Genomic DNA, 23,963 nt, shown 5'->3' with positions numbered 1-23,963 from the left:
GGGATTGTTGACGCGGCAGCGGCGTGGCCTGCTCGGTTTCGGCGGATCGCACCCGACAGTGGTCGGAAGTGATGACCGCCACCGCCCTGGGGGACACATGGCATTGACACGCGCCGGCAACCGCTTGGTCGGTCTGGCGATGATGGTGGCGGTCAGCGTGGTGATCGGCACCGTCGTGGTCGCGGCAGCGCGCACGCCGGGCAGGCCGCAGCCCGGCAGCCCCGCGGCGGCGGCGCCACTATCGGCCGCCGCAGCCGCTGCCGTGCAACCGGCGAAGTACGTCGTCCTGACCTTCGACGACGGCCCAGACCCCGTCTACACGCCAAAGATCCTGGACATCCTGGCGCAGTACGACGCCAAGGCGACGTTCTTCGAGGTCGGCCGGAACGTGGTGAAGCACCCGGCGCTGACCAAGCGCATCCACGACGGCGGCCACAGCGTGCAGAACCACACCTGGTCGCACGCGGACCTGCGGCACCTGTCCGCCGGCGCGTTCCGGAAGCAGGTAGCGGACACGGACCGGGCGATCCGTACCCAGACCGGCCAGGTGCCGGGCTGCCTCCGGCCGCCGTACGGCGGGATCAGCGCCCAGGTCACGCAGCGGGCCAAGGTCCTCGACAAGCAGCTGATCGTCTGGACGGTCGACTCACGCGACTGGACCAAGCCTGGTACGGCGGCGATCGTGAAGCGGGTGCTGACCGGCGTACACAGCGGCTCAGTCGTCCTGATGCACGACGGCGGAGGCAACCGCGCTCAGACGGTCGCCGCGCTGCCCACCATCCTGAAGACGCTCAAAGCCCAGGGCTACGGCTTCCGCACGGTGACCTGCTAGGCCAGCGCTTCGACGAGAGGTACGACGTCCGCGATGGACTCCACGATGCGAGTCGGGCGGTAGGGAAAGCGGTCGACCTCGTGCTCGCCGGTGGAACCCGACAGCACGAGGACGCTGCGCAGACCGGCCTCGAGGCCGCTGATGATGTCGGTGTCCATCCGGTCGCCGATCATCACGGTCGTCTCGGAGTGCGCCTCGATCCGGTTCAGCGCGCTGCGCATCATCAGCGGGTTCGGCTTGCCGACGAAGTACGGCGCGACGCCGGTGGCGCGCGTGATCAGGGCCGCCACCGAACCGGTCGCGGGCAGCGGGCCCTCGGTCGACGGGCCGGTCGGGTCCGGGTTGGTGGCGAGGAACCGGGCACCGTCGGAGATCAGCCGGATCGCCTTCGTGATCGCCTCGAACGAGTACGTGCGGGTCTCCCCCAGCACGACGTAGTCCGGCGCCCGGTCGGTCAGCACGTAGCCGATCTCGTGCAGCGCCGTGGTCAGGCCGGCTTCGCCGATCACGTACGCCGTCCCGCCGGGACGCTGGTCGTCGAGGAACTGAGCCGTGGCCAGCGCGCTGGTCCAGATCGCTGTCTCCGGGACATCGATGCCACCGGCAAGCAGTCGGGCGCGCAGGTCGCGCGGGGTGAAGATCGAGTTGTTGGTCAGAACCAGGAACTTTCTCCCGGACTTCTGCAGGACGGTGATGAACTCACTCGCCCCGGGGATTGCGCGCTCCTCGTGCACGAGGACGCCGTCCATGTCCGTCAGCCAGCTCTCCACGGGCTTGTGCTCTGACATGGCCCCCATCGTAGTGCTCGCAAAAATTGTCGGTGATCGGAGTGAGAATGCGGGCGTGAAGCTTTCCGGGTACCGCGAGCTGTGGCGCACGCACGGCGTGATGGCGCTGCTGGCAGCGTCGTTGCTGGCGCGCCTCCCGGTGCTGGCCACGATGGTGCCGGTGGCTTTCCTGGCCAAGGACCTGAGCGGATCGTTCCGCTGGGCGGGCGTCGTCGCGGCGGCGTACTCGATCGGCATGGCGATCGCCGGACCGCTCTGGGCGAGGACAGCCGACCGCCGCGGCGCGCGTGGCGTGCTCCTGGTGACCGGAATGTCCTGGAGCGTCGCATTGGCTGAGCTCGCGGCGCTACCTGGCGGGCTTTACCGGCTCATGCCAGTTCTGACCTTCCTCGCCGGTTCGCTTGTGCCGCCGGTGATGCAGACACTGCGCGCTGCCTGGCCGCGGGTCGTCCACGGTCCGGCCCTGCGGACTGCGTACGCGGTGGACGCTACCGCGCAGGAGTTGTTGTTCATCGTCGGCCCGATGCTCGGGGCAACAGCCGTAAGCGTGGCGAGCCCGCGACTCGGTGTGCTGCTGGCGGCAGCGATGTCCGCCGCCTTCATCTGGTGGTACGCGTTGCAGCAACCGCCACCCATCCACCACGACGAGGCAAGCGGACCACGACTGACCGCGCGGCAACTGCTCTGGCACCGCTACCGCCTGCCGCTCATCCTCTCCTTCGGTCTGTGGGTGACAGCGTTCAACGGCATCTCGCTCGGCATCGTCGCGTTCGCGGACGAGCACGGTCAGCGGCTGATCGCCGGCATCATGGAGGCCGTCTGGGCGTTCGGCAGCCTCGTCGGCGGCGCTGTGGCGGGCGCCTTGCCAGGCCGCCGTACGTCGTACTTGTGGCGAAGAGCGGCTCTGGTCGCCGTCGGGATGCTGTTGTGCGTGTTCGCGACCTGGTCGCCGGTGTCGTTGGGGATCGCGCTCACGTTGTCCGGGCTGACGCTCGCGCCGGCGATCGGTGCGTTGTACGAGCGTCTGGGTGCACTGACTCCGGACACCGTGCGGACCGAGGTGTTCGGCTGGATGAGCAGCGCGGCGATGGGCGGTGCGGCGATCGGTGCGGCGGTGGCCGGTGCGATCGTCGATAGCTACGGCGTCCGCTACGTGTGGCTGTTCGCTGCCGTTATGGCTGCGGTGTCGTTCCTCTTGTTGCTCCGGATCCCGCCGGAGCAATCCGCCGACAGCGTGTCAGCCGGCGGCCTCCGCGGCGAGAGTGCGTAGCTGCTCGACCATCGCGTTGGGGTTGTCCGCCGCGTACACGGCCGAGCCGGCCACGAACACATCGGCGCCCGCGTCGGCGCAGCGTTCGATGGTGTCCACCGAGACGCCACCGTCGATCTGCACCCACAGGTCGAGGCCGTGCTTGTCGAGCAACTGGCGGGTCCGGCGGATCTTCGGCACGCAGACGTCGAGGAACTTCTGGCCGCCGAAACCGGGCTCGACGGTCATGATCAGGATCATGTCGAGCTCGGGCAGCAGGTCCTCATAGGGCTCGATCGGGGTCGCGGGCTTCAGCGCCATTGCGGCGCGGGCGCCCTTGGCCCGGATCTCGCGCGCGGTGCGGATCGGCGCGCGGCACGCCTCGACGTGGAAGGTGACGCTCGAGGCGCCGGCCTCGACGTACCCGGGAGCCCAGCGGTCCGGGTCCTCGATCATCAGGTGGCAGTCGAGCGGGGTGTCGGTCGCCTTCGCCAGGGACTCGACCACCGGCAGGCCGAGGGTGAGGTTCGGCACGAAGTGGTTGTCCATCACGTCGACGTGCAGCCAGTCGGCGTTCGACACCGCCTGCGCCTCGTCGGCCAGCCGGGCGAAGTCGGCGGACAGGATGCTCGGCGCGATCTGAATCCCCATGGGCGTCAATCTACGTGAACCCGCACCCAGGCCAGGACCTCGGTCGCCGACTCGACCGCCTGGACGCCCGCGGGCAGCGGCGGGCGGCGGATCACGATCACCGGTACGCCGAGCTGCCTTGCTGCCACCAGCTTCGCCGAGGTCTGCGGTCCGCCGCTGTCCTTGGTCACCAGTACGTCGATGTCGTGCTCCCGCAAGACGCTCAGCTCACCGGGAACGTCGTACGGACCGCGGTCGAGGATCAGTTCGCACCACGTCGGCACCGGCTCAGGCGGGTCCACGCAACGGGCGAGCATCCAGACTCCGACCCCGGCAAACTCGTGGAGCCCTTGGCGGCCGATGGTGAGGAAGGCGCGCGAGCCGACGTCCGGCAGGAGGCGGGCGGCGGCGTCAGGTGAGTCGACCCAATGCCAGATGTCGCCCTTGGTCGCTGTCCAGCCGGGACGGCGGAGGACGAGGAACGGGAGGTCGAGCTCACGAGCAGCGGCGGCGGCGTGCGAGGTCATCGTGGCCGCGAACGGATGGGTGGCGTCGACCAAGGCATCGACCGCGTTGTCCCGCAGCCAGTCGATCAGGCCTTCAACGCCACCGAAGCCGCCGTGACGGACCTCGCCGACCGGCAGACGTGCGTCGGTGGTGCGTCCGGCCAGCGAGGAGACGACGTGAACCCCAGAGCGAGACAGCTCCTGCGCAAGCGAACGGGCCTCGCCGGTGCCGCCGAGGAGCAGGAGTTTCATCGAACCCGGGTGGTCGAGTACAGGTGGCTGTCGCGGAAAGCGGTGGCCGCCAGCACCTTGCCGACGATGATGACCGCAGTACGGCGGATGCCCTCGGCCCGCACGTGGTCCGCGATGGTGGCGAGCGTGCCACGCAGGACGACCTCGTCGTCGCGGGACGCCCGCGCGACCACAGCGACCGGGCAGTCGGCGCCGTACGCAGGGATGAGCTCCTCGACGACGCGGTCGATCACCTGGACGGCCAGGTGCAGCACGATCGTGGCGCGGCTCGCGCCCAGCGTGGCCAGGTCCTCCCCCGGCGGCATCGCGGATGCGCGGCCCGCGATGCGGGTGAGGATGACCGTCTGGCCGACCTCGGGGACGGTCAGCTCCCGACTGAGGGTGGCCGCGGCTGCTGCGTAGGCGGGGACGCCGGGCGTCACGTCGTACGGGATGCCGAGGTCGTCGAGGCGGCGCAACTGCTCGGCCATCGCGCTGAACACCGACGGGTCGCCGGAATGCAGCCGGGCGACGTCGAGTCCGTCGGCGTGGGCGGCGGCGAGCTCCGCGATGATCTCGTCGAGGTTCAGGTTGGCGGTGTCGACCTTGCGCGCGCCGGGTGGGCAGTGGTCTAGCAGCTCGACCGGCACGAGCGCGCCGGCGTACAGGCAGACCGGCGAGGACGCGATCAGGTCCCGGCCGCGAACGGTGATCAGGTCGGCGGCGCCCGGTCCGGCTCCGATGAAGTGCACCGTCACTTGGTCACGCTCCAGATCGTCACGGGCATGGCGGGGCGCCAGCCGGTCATGGTTCCGACGGCTGAGGCGCGTTGGACATCCAACCGGATCAGGTCACCGCCGAGCTCGCCGTACCAGCGGGCGATCAGGGCCTCGGTCTCCAACGTCACGCCGTTCAGCACCAGCCGGCCGCCGGGCGCGAGCGCCTCCCAGCAGGCTTCGACCATGCCTGCCGCGGTCGCTCCCCCGCCGATGAAGATCGCGTCGGGAGTCTCCAAGCCGTGCAGCGCGTCAGGCGCCTTGCCCAGCACGACTGCGACCGAGGCGCCCAGTGAGACCGCGTTGCGTTCGAGGCGCTTGGCCCGGTCCGAGTCGCGTTCGATCGCGATTGCACGGCAGGTGGGGTGGTGGCGGGACCACTCGATCGCGATGCTGCCCGCGCCGCCACCGACGTCCCACAGCAACTGGCCGGGTACGGGCGCGAGCCGCGAGAGCGTGACCGCACGGACCTCGCGCTTGGTGAGCTGGCCGTCGCTCTCATACGCGTCGTCGGGCAGGCCAGGCACGGTCGGGAGCAGAGGTGCGCCCGCGTCCGCCTGGCACAGCACGCCGATCACGTTGAGCGCATCGACGTCACCGGACAGCTCCGTGCGGATGCGCTCGGCGGGTCCGCCCAACTGCTCGAGGACGGTAAAGGTGCTGGACGCAAAGCCGCGATCGGTGAGGAGTTCGGCCACCTGGGCAGGGGTCTGAGCGTCCCGGCTGAGGATCAGCAGGCGTCGACCCGGTTGGAGGTGTGGATGGAGTCGCTCGACCGGCTGATTGACCAGGCTGACTACCTGCACCTCGTCCTGCGGCCAGCCGAGGCGTGCACAGGCCAGCGACACGCTCGACGGGTGTGGGATCACCCGTACGGCGTCCGCGCCGAGCAGCCGGGTCAGCGTCGTACCGATGCCGTGGAAGGTCGGATCCCCGCTGGCCAGGACACAGACTCGCCGGCCCTGATACTCGGAGAGCAGTCCTGGCAGGGCTTCGGACAACGGCGAAGGCCAGGCGACCCGCTCGAAGCCGTCGCCGGGCACCAGCCCCAGCTGCCGCGTGCTGCCCATCAGCACGTCTGCGGCCACGACAGCACTCTGCGCAGCGGGTGACAGCCCTTCCCAGCCGTCCGCACCGATCCCCACGACCGTCACCGGCTCAGGCATTGCCGAGCACCCTCGTCACAGTGATCTCGATGACCACCCGGCGTGGGTTGGGTCGCGGCTCACGGTAGCGCTTGGCATACCGCCGTACGGCGTCCTCCACCCGCTCCGGATCGTCGCTGACCACCGCACGGCCCTCCAGTGTGGACCAGCGGCGCCCGTCGACCTGGGTCACCGAGACCGCTGCCGTACCGGCCTTGCGGATCGTGCGGGCCTTGTGCGACGTACCCGAGCAGATCACCCGGACGAGGCCTGCCTCGATGTCCAACGTCGCACCGACCGGCGTCGAGTGCACTGTCCCGTCCGCACGGACGGTACTCAGCACACACAGCTGCCGCTCGGTCCAGAACTCGACAAGTCCGTCACTCCAAGGCACTCCGAGATCGTAGACAGACCGGCCCGCCCGGCAACCAGCCGGGCGGGCCGTTGGGCGCCGGACCCCTCAGACCGGCGCACGTTTCCTTACCCGACGTCGCGGCGGCGGAAGGTGACCAGGCCAGCCGCTGTCAGTGCTGCGGCGATCGCCGTCAGCCAGATGACCGGGGTCGCGGAGAAGTCACCGCCGGGCAGGCGCGGGGTGTGGCCGTAGGGGCTGAGGTTCATCACGGCCTGCGGCAGGTCGAAGATTGCGCCGAACTGCCCGATCAGCAGGAAGACACCGAACAGCACCCAGGCGCCCGTGACCAGCTTCGGAGCCAGTCCGAACAGTACGACGACCAGTGCGGTGACCAGCCAGATCGCGGGCAACTGGACGGCCGCCGCCGCGAGCATGCGCGGCACCTGGCGACCCATGTTGCCGAGCGACGCCCCACTGGAGATGCCCGAGCCGAGCCCTGCGACCAGAATCAGCGCACCGGTGCCGAACAGCGCCATCAGCACGTGACTGCCGAGCCACTGCCCACGCGCCACCCCAGTCGCGAGCAGGGGCTCGGCACGGAGCGCAGTCTCCTCGGACCGCAGCCGTAGCGCCGCCTGGATGCAGTACGCCGAGGCGAGCAGCCCAACCATGCCCATCTCCGTCGACAGGAACGCGTCGGTGATGCCGTTGACGCCACCGAGCTTCTGCACCATCTCCTTGGTGGCGTCACTGGTCACGAAGCCGTCCACGTTGCTGGCGATGTTGCCGACCAGCAGTCCGAGCAGCAGGAACGCAGCACCCCAGCCGTACAAGGAGCCTCGGTGCAGCCGCCAAGCAAGCGCGAGCGGCGACCGCAATGACGCTGACGCCCGAGCAGGCCCCGGCCGCGGACGCACGAGGCCCGCACCGACGTCACGCCGGCGGATCAGCGCCATCGCACCAGCCACGAGTGCAACGAGGAACACGAGCGGCAGCAGCAGTACGGCGTACCGGTCACCGGCGTACGCGCGGACCTGCTGGGACCAGCCGATCGGCGACAGCCACGAGACCCACTCGGACTTGCCGTCGGCGGACGAGTCACCGATCGCCCGCAGTACGTAGGCCACGCCCAAGACGACAGCGGTGAGCCCGTTCGCGGCCCGAGCGCCCTCGGTGAGCTGAGCAGTCACCGCAGCCACGCCCGCGAAGGCCAGCCCGGCTCCCGCCCACTGCAGCCCGAAGGCGAACGACCCTGCGGCGGGCAGACCGACGCCGATCAACGACAGCGCGGTCAGCAACCCCAGCAGTACGACGGTCGCCGACGACACGATCAGTGCTGCCGTCAGAGCCGCGTACCGACCGAGGACGCCCGCGCTGAGCAGCTCCAGTCGGCCCGTCTCCTCCTCGGTCCGGGTGTGCCGTACGACGAGGATCGCGGCGAGCAACCCGACCAGGGCAGCACCGAACGCGGTCAGCTTGAACAAGGAGAGCTCACCGAGTGAGGTCTCGTCGAAGATCCGGCCGTAGAGCGACACCAGGGCCGGCGACGCGTTCGACGTACGGGCCGCCTCGACGCGGGAGTTGACGTCCGGGTACAGGTCGATCGACGCCTTTGCCGACCCGGCTGCCATCGAGATGAACACCACGATCCAGACCGGGATGAGGATCCGGTCCCGGCGCAGCGCGAGCCGCACCAGGGTCCCGGTCCCGACGAAGTCGTTCATCGGACCGCCGCCATCGGCTCGACCTCGTCCTCGTAGTGCCGCAGGAACAGTTCCTCGAGCGTCGGCGGCTGCGCGACCAGGCTCTTGATCCCACTCGCGGACAGTTGCCGCATCACCGCATCCAGCTGGGCGGTGTCCACCTCGCACCGCACGCGGTTGCCCTCGACATCGAGGTCGTGGACACCAGGAAGCGACGCCAGACCGTTCGGCGACCCGGCCAGCTCGGCGTGGATCGACGTACGCGTGAGGTGGCGAAGGTCGGACAGCGTGCCGGTCTCGACCACCTTGCCGCGGCGGATGATGCTGATCCGGTCACACAAGGCCTCGACCTCGGACAGGATGTGGCTCGACAGCAGCACGGTGCGGTCGCGCTGGCGCTCCTCCTCGATGCACTGCCGGAACACCTCCTCCATCAGCGGGTCCAGGCCGGACGTCGGCTCGTCCAGGATCAGCAACTCGACGTCACTGGCCAGCGCGGCGACCAGGGCGACCTTCTGCCGGTTGCCCTTGGAGTAGGTGCGGCCCTTCTTCGTCGGGTCGAGGTCGAAGCGGCGGAGCAGGTCGTCGCGCTTCTTCACGTCGAGCCCGCCGCGCAGCCGCCCGAGCAGGTCGATCACCTCGCCACCGGTCAGGTTCGGCCAGAGGTTCACGTCACCCGGGACGTAGGCGAGCCGGCGGTGCAGCTTCGCCGCGTCGTGCCATGGGTCGCCGCCGAGCAGCGAGACATCGCCGGCGTCACCGCGCAGCAGCCCGAGCAGCACCCGGATGGTGGTGGACTTCCCGGCGCCGTTCGGGCCGAGGAACCCGTGCACCTCACCGGTCGCGACCACCAGGTCGAGACCGTCGAGGGCGTGCGTACTTCCGTACGACTTGTGCAGTCCAGAGACCACGATGGCTGATGTCATGATTCATAACGTACACTTCATTCAGAAGATTGTGAATCTTACTAACACGGTTCTCACACGATCGGTGGATCGGTCACCACAGAGGAGATGATGGGGCGGTGAGCGCACAACGAGACGACGAAGCCGTCCGGCGGTACGCCGAGCAGTTCGGCAACCTGCTGGCCGACACGGGCTGGCCGCGGATGGCCGCGCGCGTGTTCGCCGCCATCCTGTCCAGCGAGGACGGCCGGATGACGGCTGCCGAGCTGTCCGACCAGCTGCAGGCGAGCCCGGCCGCGGTCTCGGGCGCGGTCAACTACCTGCTCCAGCTCCGCCTCGCCAACCGGGAACGCGAACCCGGCAGCCGCCGCGACGTCTACGTCGTCCAGGACGACGCCTGGTACCAGACCATGATGAGCGAGGACCAGGCCCTGGTCCGCTGGGCCGCCTCACTCCAGAAAGTCCTCGACGCCGCCGGCGAAGGCACCGCCGCCCACCGCCGCATCCGCGTCTCCCTCGCCTTCATCGACTTCATCAGCGCCGAAGTCAAAGGCCTCAGCGAACGCTGGGTCAAACGCAAAGCCGAACTAGACGCCGAACTGGACGCCTAGCCCGCGCCTGTCGCCGTACCTCGGACACCCAACGGGGACCTCGGACATCTGGTCAGATGTCCGAGGTCCCCGTTTGCTGGGCACGGTTTATCCACAGGTGACGGATGCCGGGGGCTGAGGTGCCGGAACGACGGCATGTTCTTGGGTGTGAATCCGAAATTGAAGGTGCTGTCCGAACAGCGGCAGGGGTGGTTCAAGCGGAGCGACGTGCTCGCGGCCGGTTACAGCGACGCGGAACTGCGGCGGCGACTGCGCCGAGGGCAGTGGGCGCGGCTCAGTCGTGATGCCTTCGTCGAGCGGAGTGAGTGGCCGGTGGACGAGCCGCCGTGGGATCGGGCGAGACGGCTGCACCTGCTGACTGCCCGGGCCGTGACGGATCGGCTCGAAGACGTAGTGATCAGCCATCAATCGGCGGCCGTTGTGCATGGCCTGCCGACCTGGGGTCTCGACCTCAGCAGAGTCCACGTGACCCGATCGACTGGGCGAGTTCGGTCCAGCGAAACGCTGTCCGTGCATCGATCTCCACTGGATGCAGATGAAATCACCGAGCTCGGTACCATGCGCGTGACAACCGTCGACCGAGCGATCACGGAGGCGGCGTGCACCGCGTCGTACGAGGTCGGCGTCGTCCTCGCCGACGCAGGACTGCGCGACGGGCTGACCTCCTCCGAGCGGCTCGTGTGGACCGCGGATCGCCATCGGCACTGGGCCGGTTCACCCGCGGCACGTGCAGCGGCGCGATTCGCCGACGGGCTGAGCGAATCGGTCGGCGAGTCCCGGCTGCGCGTCCTGATGGACAACTGTCACCTGCCGGAACCACGCCTCCAGGTGGAGATCCTCGCCGACGACGGCGAACTGATCGGCCGGGTGGATTTCCTCCTGCCCGGCAACCTGGTCGTCGAGTTCGACGGCGCTTTGAAGTACGGCGAGACCGCCGAGGCCGTCATCGCCGAGAAGTGGCGGGAGGACCGACTCCGCGAGCAGGGATACCAGGTAGTCCGCGTCACCTGGCCGGACCTGGATCGCCCGCGCGCCACGGCCGCACGCCTGCTGCGCCGGCTGGCCTGATCCGGGGTGCCTCAGACACCAAACGGGGACCTCGGACATCTGGTCGGATGTCCGGGGTCCCCACGAGGTGTACCGGGTTAGCGCAGGGTGCCGTTGGCGATTATGTCGAGGTTGCGTTGGAGGAGGGGGTTCACCGACTTGGACCTGGGGAGGTGTACGGCGTTGCCGTTGACGGGGCCGTTGACCGGGTAGACGGTCAGCTCGGCGGGGAGGGGGGACGTGCCGCAGACCTGGTTCTTGCCGGGGAGTTCGCCGGTGAAGACGAAGGTGTCGCCGATCGCCTCGGCGCACGCGGACGCCGAGCCGACGTACTGGCCGTGCTGGCCCTCGTCGTCGATCGCGACGAAGCGGGTGGCCCGAGCGGTGTCCTTGTGGGTCCGGAGCGCACCCTCGTACGCCGTCGCCGGGTCGAGCTCACCCTGGATCATCAGCAGCCGTGGCGAGCCCTTCAGGTCGAGCTTGCGGTCCTGCGGCTGGTACGGCCAGAAGGCGCAGAACGGCACGCCGTTCATGTAGCCGAAGAAGTCGTACTTCGCGGCCATCCGGTCCGCCTCGCGCAGGTAGAACCGCGGGTCGGAGTTCCACTTGGTGTCGTTGCAGCGGACCGTCGTGCCGACGGCGCCGAGGTTGACCACGGCGTCACCAGAGGACTGGGCCGCGGCCTCGCGGGCGTCGGCGAGGATCGAGTGCGTCGAGTCCACCTTCACCGCCGCCACGGTCGCGGCAGGCGCCGGCGTCACGCCGTACCGGGCCCGCATCGCGGCGAGGGTCTCGAACGCCTGCAGCTCCGGCGAGATCCGGGCCCAGGCGCGGTCGACGTGCCGCAGCTCGATGTCGCCCGAGGCCGACGGGTCCTTCAGGTACTCGTCGTGGACCAGGATGTCGAGCGTCGCCCGGATGAACCGGACGTTGCCGTACTGGGTGCTGTAGATCGTGCCGTCCAGGTCGTCACCGCGCACCGTCGACGTACCGGCCTTGACCAGCTTGACCAGGCCGGCCCGGATCGCGTTGTAGTTGCCGCGAACCTGCCGGAACGTGCTGCCCAGGCCGTCGATCTGGTCGGCGTGCCGGGCGATCCACGGGAACAGCTGGGTGTCGCGCCGGCGTTGGCCGGAGAACGGGTCGAAGTTCACGTTCTCCCACTGGGTGTGGGTCCAGTCCATGTTCGAGTCGATCACGAACCGGCCGACCTTCGACGGGTAGGTGTCGGCGTACCAGCCGCCGAGCCAGGTGCCGTAGCTGTAGCCGATCAGGTTCAGCTGCCGCGCCTGGAACAGCGCCCGCAGGAACTCCATGTCGTAGACCGTCTGCTGGCTGCTGACGAACTGGCCGAACTCGGTGGCCGAGCACGCCTCGGCGAACAGCTTCGCCTCGGCCACCTCGGTCTGGTGGGTCTGCCGGGTGCGTTCCTTGAAGTCCGGCGTGGTCGGCAGCGCGTTCAGCTTGTCGGTCGTGGTCAGGCACTGCAGCGGCGTGCTCTGGCCGAACCCACGCGGGTCGAACCCGAGCAGGTCGAAGTCGCTGAACAGCTGGGTCTTCTCGATCGCCAGCGACGCCGACAGCGTCAGCCCGGCGCCACCCGGTCCGCCCGGGTTGGTGGTCATCAGGCCCTTCGACGTCCCGGTGGCCTTGCTGTAGGCGATCGCGACCTCGACGTCGGGGTGCGCGTCCGGGTTCGCCCAGTCCATCGGGACCTTGACCTTCGCGCAGTTCGTGGTCGGCGCCTGCGGGTACAGCCGCTTGACCTGGGCGTCGAACGAGCAGACCGCCCAGGTGATCGGCTGGTCGAGGTACCGCTGCGGGATGGACGGGACCGGCGGGTCCACCGGGCCCCTGGCCGCGGGCGCCGCCGCTGCCGAACTGATGGCCACCTGCGGTACGACGAGTGCCGCAGCCAGGGCCAGTGCGATCTTGGGAAGTCTGATCACGCTGCCAACTCCTGTGTGTCCGGGCGGGTTCAGGAACAGCAACGTATGCCGGAACAGGCGGTCAGCAACACCCGTCGAGGCCAGGTCAAGGGCAATCCCTAGTGTCTTGCGTCGGATGTCGCTTGAGTGATTGCGGTGTCCAGGTGCGTGCATCGCGGTGCTTGAGCAGTGGCCTCGATGCGGAGCATCGTGGGCGCTGGGCAAGTGCCGTGAGGTGCGTGCCTGGGCGCCGCAAGCGCCAAGGGACATCCGACGCAAGACACTAAAGTTCGTACACCGTGAAGATCGTGCAATACATGGGTGGGGACTCCAGCCCGGGGTAGTACAACCGCCCCGCCTCGTCGGTGATCTTGAAGTACGCCGTCGACGCTCCGACCTGGGACGGCGCCTGCAGCGTCATCGACACCGTCACGATCTCCCCCGGTACGGCGTCCGGCAGCGGAGCGCGATGTGGTGAGCGCAGCCACCCCGGGGTCCCGGCAGCACCCTGCCGGGTCAGCCAGCGGTCGCGCCAGGGCCGTTCACCGCTGTTGCGGACCTCCCACGTCTTCTCGAACTCCTGCTCCCGGCACACCCGGGTCCCGTCCGGCACCGTCTCACCCACCAACTCGGCCCTGTCCTCGGGGTGGTGGTCGATCGGCACGGATCCGCCGAGCAGCACCGGCTGGACGTGCCGGCGCATGTCCCGGAGCGACACGTCGCGGCCGGCCCGGACGGCGGCGTCCAGCTCCATCAGCTGGTTGACGAGCGCCTGGCCGGCGCCGAACGAGGCGTCGTACCACTCGATCAGCTCGCGGCTGGGCTTGGTGTGGCCACGCTCGACCCGGGACAGGTGGCCCTTGTCCCAGCCGGACAGCGCGGCGGCGCGCGACAGCGGCACATCGGCTGCCTCCCGGAGCTCACGCATCCGGGCGCCGATCACAAGACGAGCCTGTGCTGGCCTCACGGCGCGCTCCCGAATCGATCGTTGCCCACTGCGACAACACCGTAACCCTCTGATTCTCTGAAAGTCAGTGCCAGTTCGCCACTGACGAGCGAAAAGGACAAACATCATGCGTACCGCCCTCCTGCGCATCACCGCCCGACTCACCGCCGTCACCCTGCTCGGCGCCGGCGCCCTGGTCGGCGCGGGCACCCTCCCCGCCCACGCCGCCAGCGGCACGGTGGTCACCGACAGCGGAGCCGGCGTGACCATCCGATCCGGTAACGCCACCAGCTTCAGCGCGGTCGGGACCCAGCCGAACGGCCCGGTCGAAATCGACTGCCAGATCTACGGCGAGCCGGTCACCGGCAAGTTCGGCCGCAGCCTGATCTGGGACCACGTCCCCGGCAAGGGCTACATCTCGGACGCGTACGTCGACACCGGAAGCTCCGGCCTGGTCGCGCCGCTGTGCGCCAGCAACCCGCGAGCCGACAAGGCCATCGCGTGGTACGCGGCCCGCAACGGCTCGACGGCGTACCAGGGGTACTGCGAGATGGCGGCCGAGAACTCCTACGGCAAGACCGGGATCTACGCCTCCGCCAAGGCCAACTGGAACGACGCGGTCGCCCGCGGCGCCGCCCACCGCGGTGACCTTTACCCGCCGAAGGGCGCCCTGGTGTTCTGGGACCTCGCCGCCCCGTACGGCCACGTCGGTGTGGCCCGCGGTGACGGCTACTTCTGGGCCACCAGCGTCGGCGGCAAGATCGGGCTGGCCAAGCTCCCGTACTTCAGCAGCTACCTCGGCTGGGCCTGGCCGAACTTCTGAGCCACACCCCGATCTCGAGCACCTGGACGCGCGTTCCGCCCCTCACGCGTCCGGGTGCTCGATCCTTTCCAGCCAGTCCGCTACCAACGCGCGATAGAGCGCCGTGCTTCGAACGGGGAGCTCATGCCCCTCCTGGTCGAGCACCGCGTAGGTGGCCTGCGGGTAGTCGTCGAGGATCGACCAGGCGTCGGCGTAGCCGGTCATGGTGTCCTGGCGACCGGTCACGATCAGCGTCGGCCGGTCGAAGCGCGCGGCCGGATCTTCGCGCAGCGCGTAGGTCGCGAGATCGCCCTGGATCCGGTCGAGGAACTCGAGGTCTGCCTGCGCCTCGGCGACGTCGTAGTACCGGCGTTGCTTGTCGAGCCACTCGGGTGACTCGACCGGCCCGTCCTTCGGGAGGGTCCGTTGCGTGCGGTCGACGATGATGCCCGGCACCCGCAGGAGCAGGCCGAGGACGCGGAACGGGTCGCGTTTGATGATGCCGCGGGAGTGCAGGCCGCCGGCCGACGTACCGACCAGGGCGAACCGTTCGTCGCCGACGACCTCGTCGATCAACGCGACGATCGCTGCCAGGACGCCGTCCTGGTCCTTGATCGCCGGGTCGGCCGGCGACCTGCCGAAGCCCGGCGGGTCGACGTAGATCCGCCGCCAGCCGTCGACCTCCGCGAACACCGGTTCGTGGAGGTCGCGGCCCTCGCCGGCGTCCCCGCCCCACCCGGGCAGGAAGACGATCGGCCGGCCGGCGCCGAAGCTCTCGTAGTACACCCGCCGATCCTAACGACGGCGAACCCTGATCAGCGCGCCTTTCTCTTGCGGGCAGAATCCAGCGGCCGCTCCCCGGAACCGCGTTGGATCAGCGCACACGGCAGCACGATCCGCTGCGGCGGACGGTTGTCCGAGCCCGACGCGCGGTCCAGCAGCAGTTGCGCCGCGTTCCGCCCGAGCTCGGCGATGTCGGAGGCAACGACCGTGACCGGTGTCGGCAGCATGTCGGCGAGCCGGAAGTCGTCGAACCCGACCACCGCCGGCTCCTGGCCGACCTCCTGCAACGCCCGCAGCACGCCCTCGGTGAGGAAGTTGGTCGAGGCGAACAGCGCGGTCGGCGGATCCGGCCGCAGCATCAGCTCGAGCGTCGCCTTCGCGGCGGCCGCCGCATTTCCTTCGGGCAACTGGACGACGAGCGACTCGTCGACCTCGATCCCGGCGGACCGATGTGCCCGGCGATAGCCGCGCAGCCGCCGCCCGGTCGTGTAGTACGACGGCGCCAGCAGGATCGCGATCCGCTCGTGGCCCTGCTCCAGCAGGTGCTCGGTCGCGAGCCGGCCACCACCTTCGTTGTCGACCATCACGATGTCGGCCTCGATCCCGTGCGCCGGCCGGTCGACGAACACCACCGGTACGCCGGCGCCGGCCAGGAACGAGTGGTCGCCCTGGTCCGGCACGATCATCAATCCGGCGACCTGCCGGCTGACCAGCTCCTGGATCGCCCGCTTCTCCCCCTCCGGGTCCTCGTCCACGCTGCCCAGTACGACGGCGAACCCGGACTGCCCGGCGACCTCGAGGGACGCCTTCGCGATCGAGGCGTAGAACGGGTTGGTCAGGTCGCCGAGCACCAGCGCGAGACTGGACGACTTCTTGCCCGGCCGCAGCGCCCGGGCGACCTCGTTGCGCTGGAACCCGAGCTCCGCGATCGCGGTCCGGACCCGCTGCGCGGTCTCCTCCCGGACACCGTGGCCGCCGTTCACCACCCGCGACACGGTGCCCAGCCCGACGCCGGCCCGGCGGGCCACGTCGATCATCGTCGGGCGGCTCGCCTCAGGTTGCGTTGGAAACGTTTCGGACACGGGGTTGACTTCCTTTTCACGACACGGCATCGTCACCCCACAGTAAAACGTTGGAAACGTTACCGTCCAGGAGGTTGAGTGAGTTCTTCGTCGAGCGTAGCGAGCGAAGCATGAGCGCTTCCTCTCGTGGCGGAGTTCGTCGGACCCGTGCCGGTGGGACGCGCCGAGCCCGCGCCGGTGGAATGAGTCGCAACGCCGGCTCCGACACCAAGGCGGCGTACCTGTTCATCGCCCCGGCGATCATCGGGTTCACCGTGTTCGTGGTGTATCCGCTGATCCGCTCCTTCCACCTCTCGCTGACCCGGTACAACGGCCTGAGCGATCCGGTGTTCGTTGGCCTGGGCAACTTCCGCCGGCTGTTCACCGTGGACCCGGCGTTCTGGCCGTCGTTGCGCGCGACGGCGTACCTGGTGATTCTCTACGTGCCGCTGTCGCTGATCCTCGGGCTGGCGCTGGCGATGTTCTGCAACCAGCGGTTCGCCGGGGTGCGGATCGTCCGCACGCTTGCGTACCTGCCCGTCGTCCTCCCGGTGGTCGCGACCATCACGCTGTGGAAGTTCATCCTCAACCCGCAGGTCGGCCTGCTGAACACGGTGCTGGACCGGCTCGGACTGCCGACCAGCCAGTGGCTGCAGAGCCCGGCGATGGCAATGCCGTCGATCGTGCTGGTGATGCTGTGGGGTGTCGGCGGGACGATGATCATCTTCCTCGCCGCGCTGCAGGCGGTGCCGACCGAGCTCTACGAGGCGGCCCGGGTGGACGGTGCCGGGCCGTGGCCGGTGTTCTTCCGGATCACGCTGCCGATGATCAGCCCGATCATGCTGCTGCAGGTGATCCTGCAGACCACGGCCGCGCTGCAGACGTTCAACCAGCCGAAGATCCTCACCGGCGGCGGACCCGGCTTCAGCACCAACGTGCTGATGCTGGCGATCTACAACAACGGCTTCTCCAACCTCGGCCGGGTCCCGCAACTCGGGTACGCGTCCGCGCAGGTCTGGGTGCTGTTCGTGCTGATCATCGCCGTCATCGCCCTGACCGCGAAGTTCTCCTCGCTCTGGACCTACAGTGACAACACTCCCGACTGACGTCGCCGCCCCGGTCGCCCCGGCAACGGAGCAGTCGTCGCCGCGACCGAAGAAGAAACCCCGCGTGGCCGGTACGACGGCCTGGTACGTGACCGCGTTGTTCATCTGCTCGGTGATGATCGTCCCGCTGCTGTGGATGATCACCATCGGCCTGAAGAGCAAGACGGCGGTGTTCGACGTGCCGCCGAAGCTGCTGCCGACCGAGTGGAACTGGAGCAACTTCGTCAACGGGCCGGAGGCGATCCACTTCCCGCGGCTGCTGCTGAACTCCACCGTCATCACCCTGCTCAGCGTGTTCGGCGGGGTGCTGACCGCGATGATGGCCGGGTACGCCCTGGCCCGGCTGCGGTTCCCGGGCCGGAAGCTGTGGTTCTACCTGTTCGTCGGCAGCATGCTGCTGCCCGGCGTGGTCGGCCTGATCCCGTTGTTCCAGCTCTACAAGAGCATCGGGTGGTACGACACCTGGCTGCCGCTGATCGTGCCGGCCTTCTTCGGTGGCAACCCGCTGTTCATCTTCCTGGCCCGGCAGTACTTCCTGGCCATCCCGTACTCCATCGACGAGGCCGCCAAGATCGACGGCGCCGGGCACTTCCGGATCTTCACCAGCGTGATGCTGCCGTTGACCAGGCCGGCCTGGATCACGATGGCGATCCTGGCGTTCCAGGCGTCCTGGAACGACTTCCTCAACCCGCTGGTCTACCTGTACTCCGCCGAGAAGTGGCCGCTGTCGGTCGGGATGGCGTCGTTCATCTCGTCCTTCGCCGGCCAGACCCCGGACTGGAGCTACTACATGGCCACCAACCTGCTCTACATGCTGCCGCCGCTGATCATCTTCTTCGCCGCGCAGCGCTACTTCATCCAGGGTCTCGGCGCTCTCGGCAGCACGAACCAGAAATAGAGGGGAACATCGGCGTGAATCGCATCCACCTTGCTACAACGTTGGCTTTGGCCGGGTTGCTGACGGCAACGGCGTGCAGCGGCTCGGACTCCGGCGGTACGGCGGACGGCCCGGTCACCGTGACCGTGATGACGTGGGAGTCCGTCCAGACCAACGCCGCGATCAAGAAGGCGCTGGCAGAGTTCAAGGACGACAACATCAAGGTCGAGCTGCTGGAGACCCCGAGCGGCAACTACGGCGACAAGCTGGCCTCGCTGACCCAGGCGAAGAAGCTGCCGGACCTGTTCTGGTGCGGCAACGACACCGAGCAGCAGTACACGTCGCAGGGCCTGCTGGTCGACTGGACCGAGAAGATCGAGAGCGGTGACGGGGACTTCAAGGCGGACAAGTTCGTCCCGTCCGCGATGGAGAACTGGAAGACGGCCGACGGCCAGATGGGCGGCCTGCCGTCACTCATGAACGTGTCGGGCATCTGGTACAACGCGGACGCCTTCAAGGCCGCGGGGCTGGCGGAGCCGAAGGCCGGCTGGACCTGGGACGAGATGTACGCCGCCGCCGCGAAGCTGACCGGCAAGAACGGGGCGAAGTACGGCCTGGTGGCGGACCCGCTCACCGCGCTGGACGGCCCGTTCACGATGAGCACGTACTCCGTCTCGGCCGGCGGCGCGCCGTTCACCGACAACGTGAACCACCCGACCAAGGCCGAGGCCGACGGCAAGTACACCGAGGGCGTGCAGAAGCTGGTCGACGCGATCAAGTCCGGCACCGTCGCGCCGCCCGGGTACGACGTCTCCAACGTGCAGGGACTCTTCGCGGCCGGCAAGGTGCCGATGATGTTCGGCGGGCAGTGGCTGGCCGCCGGGTTCCAGACCGACAAGCCGAAGGTCAAGTACGGGTTCGCTCCGCTGCCGCAGGTCGACACCCCGGCGACCGTGTACGACGCGGTCGGTGTCTGCACCCCGTCGTACACGAAGAACCAGGACGCGACGTTCAAGGTGCTGCAGTACATCAACACCGACGTGTGGAACGCCGTACTGCCCGCCTCGCCGGTGGCGCCGCCGGCCTACACCCCGGCGCAGACGAGCTACTTCGACGCGTTGACCAAGGCCCAGCAGCCGACCGTCGTCGAGACCGTGAAGTCGGGTCTGACCGCCGAGAAGACGGTCGGCGTGCGGTACACCACCCAGTGGGCGCAGCAGGTCGCCGACCTGACCACGGCCAACTACCTGCCGATCCTCAACGGCAAGAAGCCCGTCTCTGACCTCCAGGGATATGTGGAGAAGATCAACGCGCTGATCAAGCAAGGGGGCTAGCTGGTCAGACGGCTTGCCAGAGGGAGAGGGCGAAGCGGGCTTCGGAGTCGGTCCACCAGGCCGCCTCGGTGAAGCCCGCTTTGTCCAGTTCGGCGTGGACGGTCTGCGGGTGGAACTTGGCGGAGATCTCCGTGCTGAGCTCCTCCCCCTCGGCGAAGTCGACCTCGAGGTGGATCTCCGGGATCAGTACCCGCATCGCCCGGTCGGCGCGCAGGTGCATCTCGATCCACTCGTTGTCGGCGTCCCAGATCGCGACGTGGCTGAACGCGTCCACGTCGAAGTCCGCGCCGAGTTGGCGGTTGATCACCCGCAACACGTTCTTGTTGAACTCCGCGGTGACCCCTGCGCTGTCGTCGTACGCGGCAACCAGAGTCTTCGGGTCCTTCACCAGATCGGTGCCGAGCAGCAGCCACTCCCCCGGCTCGAGGACGTCGCGGACCGAGGCGTAGAAGGTCGCGCGCTCGGCCGGCAGCAGGTTGCCGATGGTCCCACCAAGGAACGCGACCACCCGCGGCGCGTCACCGGGCAGCTTGTCGAGGTGCGCGGTGAAGTCGCCGACCACGCCGTGGACGTCGAGGGCCGGATAGTCCACGTTGATCGCGTCCGCGGCGTCACGCAGCGCGGACTCCGACACGTCGAGCGGCACGAACGTCGTCAGCGTGCCGTGGTCACGCAGCCCGTCGAGCAGCAGCCGCGTCTTCTCCGACGAACCCGAGCCGAGCTCGACCAGCGTGTGCGCCTTGGTGATCGCCGCGATCTCACCTGCACGAGCCTGCAGGATCTCGCGTTCGGCCCGGGTCGGGTAGTACTCCGGCAGGCGGGTGATCTGCTCGAACAGCTCGCTGCCGCGGGCGTCGTAGAACCACTTCGGTGGCAACCACTTCGGCTCTGCGGTCAGCCCGGCCCGGACGTCCTCACGGAGGGTGCGGGCGGCGTAGTCCGGAGTCAGGTGTACGTCGATCTGGGTCACAACTGTCCTTCCATCGGCGTGATGCGCAGCGTGGTGGCGGTGGCCGCGAGCAATGAGTGGTCGGGTACCTCGGTCCAGCCGTCGGCTCCGAACGGTTCCGAGCTGACGGTGATCGAGTCGGAGGTCTGCCGCACCCACAGCGAGTGCGTCCAGGTGGTCGCGATCAGGTGTTCCCCGTCAGTCATCAACACATTCAGCCGCGACCCCGGCGCCGCCGCCTCGACCTCTCGTACGACGGCTGCGACAACGTCAGCCGGGTCGCCGGAGCCCAGGCGGTCGGCGATGAGCGCCCACAGGAGGGCGGAGTCGGTCGGTGCATCGAGGCGGAGAAGTTCGGCCGCCGGGAGTCGCTCGGCGAGCTTCACCACCGAGTCCGGCCAACCCGGGATTCTCCCGTTGTGGCTGAAGAACCACTTCCCCGTCCGGAACGGCGCCACCGCGGACTCGCCGAGCTGCATGCCGACCGTTCCGTTGCGGATCGCGGCGATCACCGCCCCGGACCGGATGGACCCAGCCAAGCCGGGAAGGTTGTCATCAGCCCAGATCGGCACGTTCCGCCGGTACCTGACTGGTGTGCCGTCGGCGTACCAGCCCAGGCCGAAGCCGTCGGCGTTGACTGTGCCGCCGCCTCGCATGTCGTTGGGGGCCCAGCTTTGTTCGTAGAGGGGGTGGGTGGGCTCCAGGACCAGGGACGCGAGAGTGACCGGCGGGCCCAGGTAGGCCAGGTGCCGGCACACTAGGCGAGCTCCTCGGGGCGGGGGTCCCGGGCGCAGCGGAAGCCGGCGAAGATCTGCCGGCGGATCGGGTAGTCCCAGTTCCGGAAGGTCCCGCGAGCCACCACCTCGTCGGTGCCGAAGCAGCCGCCGCGCAGGATCTTGTAGTCGGAACCGAAGAAGACCAGCGAGTACTCGTCGTACGGGAAGGCACGGAAGCCCGGGTACGGCCGGAAGTCGCTCGAGGTCCACTCCCAGACGTCGCCGATCAGCTGCTCGACGCCCAGCGGTGACGCGCCCGCCGGATACGCCCCGACCGGCGCCGGTCCGAGATGCCGCTGGCCGAGGTTCGCGTGCTGCGGCCCTGGGCTCTCGTCGCCCCACGGGAACCGCCGGGTCCGCCCGGTGGCCGGGTCGAACCGCGCCGCGAACTCCCACTCCTCCTCGGTCGGCAGCCGCTTCCCGGCCCACTTCGCGTACGCCTCGGCCTCGTAGAAGCAGACGTGCATCACCGGCTCGTCCAGCGGCAGTCGCTCCTGGTGCCCGAACCGCACCCGCCACCATTCACCATCCGCGAGCTCCCAGAACCGCGGCCCGGTCAGCGAAGTCTTCTGCACGTGGGCCCACCCGTCCGCGGACCACCACTGCCGATCGCCGTACCCGCCGCTGAGCACGAAGCGCAGGTAGTCGCCGTTCGTGACCGGCGCCGTGTCGATCATGTACGGCGCGACGTGTACGGCGTGCGCCGGTCGCTCGTTGTCCAGCGCCCACGGCTCGACCGACGTACCCATCTCGAAGACGCCACCCGGCACGAGCACCTCGGGCGCGGCCAGGCGGCGTCCGGTCGGAGGCGGAGGCGCGTCGAGCACCGGGACACCGGCACGCAACTGGTGCGTCGCCAGCATGGTCTCGTCGTGCTGCTGCTCGTGCTGCGCGATCATGCCGAACGCGAACGCGTTGTCCACCAGTTCACGGCCACCGTCGAACTTCACGTGGTCGAGGACGTCGAGCACCTTGTCCCGTACCTCGACGACGTACCGCCGGGTCTCCACCGGGCCGAGCAGCGGCAGCGCGGGGCGGTCGGCGCGCGGGTGCATGAACGCGTCGTACAGCTCGTCGATGTCCTGCCGGAGCGGTTCGCGGCCGCCGACGTCACGGACCAGCCAGAGCTCCTCCTGGTTGCCGACGTGCGCGTAGTCCCAGATCAGCGGGGACATCAGCTTGGAGTGCTGCTTGACCAGGTCGTCGGTGTCGACCGCGTCGGCCAGCTGGACGGTCCGCGCCCGCGACCGCTCGAGCTGCTCGGCGACGTACGCGCGCAGCCCCTCTGCAGACAGTTCGGACAATTGCTGGGTCATGAAGCTCGCCTTCCAGGGGTGTCGTCGACGATGCGATGGAGTCGGGTCGCGACTTGATCGCTGAGTTCGGGGGTGACTCCGGTCTGGTCCAGCACACGGGTGCCCAGCTCGACCACTGCGCGGGCGGCGTCGAGGACTGCCTTGTCCTCGAGGCCCTCGCGCGCGGCCGGGAACCAGCGCCCGGCCGCAGGCTCGGCTGCAGCGAGCACATGGTCGATGGGCACCGCGCCGGACATCAGAGCGGTGAGCAGCAGGGTCGGGGCGATCCACCCGTCGCCGGTCTGCGCGTCGAGGTAGCGCACCTCGAGATACCCGCGCGGCCGCACCGGCGGGAACAGCGTGGACAGGTGGTATTCGAGGTCGTCGTACGTCGGTCTGTCGCCGGGCAGCGCGCCGTCCGCCCAGGCGCCGAACGTCAGCCCGGCCGGTGCGTCCCAGCTGTCGCCACGGCGGAAGCACAGCACCGGTGCCTCCATCGCCATCCGCGCCCAGGCGGCGGCGGGGTCGCTGTCGAGCGGCGGCGGCTCGGTGAACGGAGCGCAGGTGCCGAAGGTCGCCTGGGTGCGAGCGGATGCCCAGCCGGTGTCAGCGCCCGCCCGGTGTCGCGAGTTGGCGAACAGCGCGACCAGAGCCGGGCCGAGGTCGTGCAGGGCACGCCAGCGCAGAGCGGTCTGATCCGGTTCGCCGGCGTCGAGGCAGATCTGCAGGCCGGCCGTGCTGCACATCATCCGTGGACCGTGTGGACCGAGCTGCTGGAAAGCGGCCTCCATCGCGGCGTAGCGCGGGACGGTCAGGATGCGGCGGGGGGTGCGGAAGGCGTCCAGGCCGTGATCGCCCGGGACGAGCCCCGCTTCGAGAAGGAGAGAAGTCAGTTCGGCCGCGTCGGCGGCAGTGTCGTCGATCAACCGGGGGATCGACTCCAGGGCGGGACCGGAGAGCTCCACCTGGCCACCCGGTTCCACAGTGACCAGAGCACCCCGGCCGAGAGGCAGCTGCGGGCTGCCGCGGACCAGGGTGGCGGGGGCATGATCGCCCAGGGCCTTGCTGAGTCGATCGGCGTCGAGGGGCCGCCGCGGATCCTCCGCGTGATGCACGGTCCACTCCAGCTCGACGCCGTGCAGTAGCGGAGGACCGTGCTTGAAACAGACCATCGCGACGAACCCCTCCGCATCGGCCCGGGAGCCGATCGGAGTCGTCGCCGGAGCATCACCGGGCGAGGTCACGTCGTCGAACCTAGCTCTGGACCACAAGCCGGACAACCGACGGCGGGTTACCCGTCGGTGACGCCGGACACGCTGAAAATGTCA

At 69.0% G+C, this 23,963-nt stretch carries 24 protein-coding genes; 8 read left to right on the top strand and 16 right to left on the bottom strand.

Going from position 1 to position 23,963, the window contains the following annotated elements; genetic code table 11:
• The first annotated feature begins 97 nt into the window (after positions 1 to 97).
• Entirely contained in the window at positions 98 to 832 is a 735-nt protein-coding gene (locus tag ACIBL3_RS21055; protein WP_396355163.1) for a polysaccharide deacetylase family protein, read from the top strand.
• On the opposite strand, the gene ACIBL3_RS21050 is transcribed toward ACIBL3_RS21055, so the two are convergent.
• Positions 829 to 1,629 carry an HAD-IIA family hydrolase gene (locus ACIBL3_RS21050; RefSeq protein WP_396355161.1) on the bottom strand — a complete coding sequence of 267 codons (801 nt, stop codon included), beginning with the start codon at positions 1,627 to 1,629 and terminating at the stop codon, positions 829 to 831. The genes ACIBL3_RS21055 and ACIBL3_RS21050 overlap by 4 nt on opposite strands.
• Before the next feature lie 46 nt (positions 1,630 to 1,675).
• Here ACIBL3_RS21050 and ACIBL3_RS21045 point away from each other — a divergent pair, with 46 nt between their 5' ends.
• Complete coding sequence (locus ACIBL3_RS21045) at positions 1,676 to 2,890, top strand: MFS transporter (RefSeq protein ID WP_396355159.1); 1,215 nt, start codon at positions 1,676 to 1,678, stop codon at positions 2,888 to 2,890.
• Here the strand turns inward: ACIBL3_RS21045 and rpe are convergent.
• The 7 genes from rpe to ACIBL3_RS21010 all read right to left on the bottom strand — a co-directional run bounded on the left by rpe (position 2,858) and on the right by ACIBL3_RS21010 (position 9,141).
• Complete coding sequence (gene rpe / locus ACIBL3_RS21040; protein ID WP_396355157.1) at positions 2,858 to 3,520, bottom strand: ribulose-phosphate 3-epimerase; 663 nt, start codon at positions 3,518 to 3,520, stop codon at positions 2,858 to 2,860. The genes ACIBL3_RS21045 and rpe overlap by 33 nt on opposite strands.
• Positions 3,521 to 3,525: 5 nt before the next feature.
• Complete coding sequence (locus ACIBL3_RS21035; RefSeq protein ID WP_396355155.1) at positions 3,526 to 4,257, bottom strand: cobalt-precorrin-6A reductase; 732 nt, start codon at positions 4,255 to 4,257, stop codon at positions 3,526 to 3,528.
• The gene (gene cobM, locus ACIBL3_RS21030; protein WP_396355154.1) at positions 4,254 to 4,994 is read right to left on the bottom strand and encodes a precorrin-4 C(11)-methyltransferase; all 741 of its coding nucleotides are present in this window, start codon (positions 4,992 to 4,994) and stop codon (positions 4,254 to 4,256) included. The genes ACIBL3_RS21035 and cobM overlap by 4 nt, the downstream gene beginning before the upstream one ends.
• Complete coding sequence (cbiE, locus tag ACIBL3_RS21025) at positions 4,991 to 6,178, bottom strand: precorrin-6y C5,15-methyltransferase (decarboxylating) subunit CbiE (protein WP_396355152.1); 1,188 nt, start codon at positions 6,176 to 6,178, stop codon at positions 4,991 to 4,993. The genes cobM and cbiE overlap by 4 nt, the downstream gene beginning before the upstream one ends.
• Positions 6,171 to 6,551, bottom strand: a complete 381-nt coding sequence (locus ACIBL3_RS21020) for a pyridoxamine 5'-phosphate oxidase family protein (RefSeq protein WP_396355151.1) — start codon at positions 6,549 to 6,551, stop codon at positions 6,171 to 6,173. Before ACIBL3_RS21020 ends, cbiE begins: the two co-directional genes overlap by 8 nt.
• A gap of 86 nt (positions 6,552 to 6,637) precedes the next feature.
• Positions 6,638 to 8,236 (bottom strand): ABC transporter permease, encoded by a 1,599-nt coding sequence (locus ACIBL3_RS21015; protein WP_396355149.1) that lies wholly within the window; start codon positions 8,234 to 8,236, stop codon positions 6,638 to 6,640.
• Complete coding sequence (locus ACIBL3_RS21010; RefSeq protein ID WP_396355148.1) at positions 8,233 to 9,141, bottom strand: ATP-binding cassette domain-containing protein; 909 nt, start codon at positions 9,139 to 9,141, stop codon at positions 8,233 to 8,235. Before ACIBL3_RS21010 ends, ACIBL3_RS21015 begins: the two co-directional genes overlap by 4 nt.
• A gap of 98 nt (positions 9,142 to 9,239) precedes the next feature.
• Here ACIBL3_RS21010 and ACIBL3_RS21005 point away from each other — a divergent pair, with 98 nt between their 5' ends.
• Together ACIBL3_RS21005 and ACIBL3_RS21000 are read left to right on the top strand one after the other, a co-directional pair.
• Positions 9,240 to 9,731 (top strand): GbsR/MarR family transcriptional regulator, encoded by a 492-nt coding sequence (locus tag ACIBL3_RS21005; RefSeq protein WP_396355146.1) that lies wholly within the window; start codon positions 9,240 to 9,242, stop codon positions 9,729 to 9,731.
• Positions 9,732 to 9,878: 147 nt separating this feature from the next.
• Positions 9,879 to 10,799, top strand: coding sequence for a type IV toxin-antitoxin system AbiEi family antitoxin domain-containing protein (locus tag ACIBL3_RS21000; protein ID WP_396355144.1), 921 nt, complete (start codon positions 9,879 to 9,881; stop codon positions 10,797 to 10,799).
• A 77-nt stretch (positions 10,800 to 10,876) separates the two neighbouring features.
• Here the strand turns inward: ACIBL3_RS21000 and ACIBL3_RS20995 are convergent, their stop codons facing one another.
• Entirely contained in the window at positions 10,877 to 12,727 is a 1,851-nt protein-coding gene (locus tag ACIBL3_RS20995; RefSeq protein ID WP_396355143.1) for an alpha/beta hydrolase, read from the bottom strand.
• A 262-nt stretch (positions 12,728 to 12,989) separates the two neighbouring features.
• Positions 12,990 to 13,673 (bottom strand): NBR1-Ig-like domain-containing protein, encoded by a 684-nt coding sequence (locus ACIBL3_RS20990; RefSeq protein ID WP_396355141.1) that lies wholly within the window; start codon positions 13,671 to 13,673, stop codon positions 12,990 to 12,992.
• Between the two features lie 106 nt (positions 13,674 to 13,779).
• Here ACIBL3_RS20990 and ACIBL3_RS20985 point away from each other — a divergent pair, with 106 nt between their 5' ends.
• Complete coding sequence (locus tag ACIBL3_RS20985; RefSeq protein ID WP_396355139.1) at positions 13,780 to 14,475, top strand: CHAP domain-containing protein; 696 nt, start codon at positions 13,780 to 13,782, stop codon at positions 14,473 to 14,475.
• 42 nt (positions 14,476 to 14,517) lie between these two features.
• Here the strand turns inward: ACIBL3_RS20985 and ACIBL3_RS20980 are convergent, their stop codons facing one another.
• Together ACIBL3_RS20980 and ACIBL3_RS20975 are read right to left on the bottom strand one after the other, a co-directional pair.
• Entirely contained in the window at positions 14,518 to 15,240 is a 723-nt protein-coding gene (locus tag ACIBL3_RS20980; RefSeq protein WP_396355137.1) for an alpha/beta fold hydrolase, read from the bottom strand.
• A gap of 29 nt (positions 15,241 to 15,269) precedes the next feature.
• Positions 15,270 to 16,319: a LacI family DNA-binding transcriptional regulator gene (locus ACIBL3_RS20975; protein WP_396355136.1), complete on the bottom strand. Its 1,050-nt coding sequence runs from the start codon at positions 16,317 to 16,319 to the stop codon at positions 15,270 to 15,272.
• 182 nt (positions 16,320 to 16,501) lie between these two features.
• Between ACIBL3_RS20975 and ACIBL3_RS20970 the strand changes: the two genes are divergently transcribed.
• From ACIBL3_RS20970 to ACIBL3_RS20960, 3 genes are read left to right on the top strand one after another with little or no spacing between them, the layout of a single operon-like run.
• Entirely contained in the window at positions 16,502 to 17,404 is a 903-nt protein-coding gene (locus ACIBL3_RS20970; RefSeq protein WP_396355134.1) for a carbohydrate ABC transporter permease, read from the top strand.
• The gene (locus ACIBL3_RS20965) at positions 17,385 to 18,302 is read left to right on the top strand and encodes a carbohydrate ABC transporter permease (protein WP_396355132.1); all 918 of its coding nucleotides are present in this window, start codon (positions 17,385 to 17,387) and stop codon (positions 18,300 to 18,302) included. Before ACIBL3_RS20970 ends, ACIBL3_RS20965 begins: the two co-directional genes overlap by 20 nt.
• A 14-nt stretch (positions 18,303 to 18,316) precedes the next feature.
• Entirely contained in the window at positions 18,317 to 19,615 is a 1,299-nt protein-coding gene (locus tag ACIBL3_RS20960; RefSeq protein ID WP_396355130.1) for an ABC transporter substrate-binding protein, read from the top strand.
• Between the two features lie 4 nt (positions 19,616 to 19,619).
• Here the strand turns inward: ACIBL3_RS20960 and egtD are convergent, their stop codons facing one another.
• The 4 genes from egtD to ACIBL3_RS20940 are packed head-to-tail and all read right to left on the bottom strand — an operon-like array spanning position 19,620 to position 23,879.
• Positions 19,620 to 20,585: an L-histidine N(alpha)-methyltransferase gene (egtD, locus tag ACIBL3_RS20955; protein ID WP_396355128.1), complete on the bottom strand. Its 966-nt coding sequence runs from the start codon at positions 20,583 to 20,585 to the stop codon at positions 19,620 to 19,622.
• Complete coding sequence (egtC, locus tag ACIBL3_RS20950) at positions 20,582 to 21,322, bottom strand: ergothioneine biosynthesis protein EgtC (RefSeq protein ID WP_396355127.1); 741 nt, start codon at positions 21,320 to 21,322, stop codon at positions 20,582 to 20,584. The genes egtD and egtC overlap by 4 nt, the downstream gene beginning before the upstream one ends.
• Positions 21,322 to 22,656, bottom strand: coding sequence for an ergothioneine biosynthesis protein EgtB (gene egtB / locus ACIBL3_RS20945; protein WP_396355125.1), 1,335 nt, complete (start codon positions 22,654 to 22,656; stop codon positions 21,322 to 21,324). The genes egtC and egtB overlap by 1 nt, the downstream gene beginning before the upstream one ends.
• Positions 22,653 to 23,879, bottom strand: a complete 1,227-nt coding sequence (locus ACIBL3_RS20940) for a glutamate-cysteine ligase family protein (protein ID WP_396355124.1) — start codon at positions 23,877 to 23,879, stop codon at positions 22,653 to 22,655. The genes egtB and ACIBL3_RS20940 overlap by 4 nt, the downstream gene beginning before the upstream one ends.
• Between the last annotated feature and the right edge of the window lie 84 nt (positions 23,880 to 23,963).

Source organism: Kribbella sp. NPDC050124, assembly GCF_044460355.1.
Classification (GTDB): domain Bacteria; phylum Actinomycetota; class Actinomycetes; order Propionibacteriales; family Kribbellaceae; genus Kribbella.
This window is presented reverse-complemented; position numbering and strand designations above follow the sequence as displayed.